At 48.5% G+C, this 1,054-nt stretch carries 1 protein-coding gene; it reads right to left on the bottom strand.

The genetic code is table 11. The features are described 5' to 3' along the window. A partial coding sequence (locus J2T37_RS11500) for an IS30 family transposase (protein WP_253356023.1) occupies positions 1-963 on the bottom strand: 963 nt, incomplete at its 3' end. Positions 964-1,054 lie beyond the last annotated feature (91 nt).

Genomic DNA, 1,054 nt, shown 5'->3' with positions numbered 1-1,054 from the left:
TGCAACATCGGAAATTAACGGTTTAAATATCCCCAAGAACAAACTGCCCGGTGTTTCATAGCCGAGCGTTTTTCTTGGACGGTGGTTCAGTTGTTCGGCTACTTGCCGAATCTCTTCGTCGCTCACATCCCTGAAATCCGTCTGCTTAGGGAAATATTGGCGGATCAGGCCGTTGGTGTTTTCAACCAAACCTTTTTCCCACGAATGATAAGGACGGCAGAAATACGTTGGCGCATTCAGCGCTTCGGCAAACTTACGGTGCCGGTAAAACTCTTTGCCGTTGTCCAATGTCAGCGTTTTCACTTTTTCTCCAAACTGCACCGGTGCGCGGATAACGGTGTCCGCTGTTTCTTCGGCTTTGAAACTGAGTTGTTTGCGGATAACCGTAAACTTAGTTACTCTTTCCGTAGCAACCGGAAGACAACTCTTTTGGTCTTTACCGATGATGGTGTCCAACTCCCAATCGCCAATCCGCGCCTTTTCATCGACAACAGCCGGCCTATGTCCGATACCGACCCTGTCCGGTACTTTACCGCGCTGCCATTTGCTGCCGCGCTGTTTGCGGTAGGGTTTGGAACAGATACGCAAATGTGTCCATAACGCTCCTCCTGCCTTTTTATTCCGGGCAATATGACGGTAAACGGTACTGTGGTGCAGGGTAATCCGATGGTGTTTGTCCAAATAGCCGCAGACTTGTTCGGGGCTGAACTTCCGAATCAAAAGCTGCTCGACGGCCTGTTTGATTTCTCGGGTAATTTTGTAGGTTTTACGGTGTCGGCGGGCTGTGCTTTGCTGTTGGGCATAGGGATAACGGTATTCTCCGTTAATGCTGTGTCTTTTTAGTTCACGGCAGACGGTTGATTTGTGGCAACCGGTTCTTCGGGCGATTTCGCTTTGGGAGAGGTTGCGGTATTCTTGGGAAATGTAGTATCTTTGCTCTCGGGTCAGTTGTTTGTAGCTCATTACAATCTTTCTTGTCAGGAAAGGCAGTATGCTACTACATACTGGCCTTTTCTGTTTTTAAGAAAGTTGCAGTTGGTATGCGAATGTAAGG

The organism is Neisseria perflava (genome assembly GCF_024170405.1).
Lineage (GTDB): Bacteria > Pseudomonadota > Gammaproteobacteria > Burkholderiales > Neisseriaceae > Neisseria > Neisseria perflava_B.
Note: the sequence above shows the minus strand (reverse complement) of the source record. Positions and strands in the feature narration are given on the sequence as shown.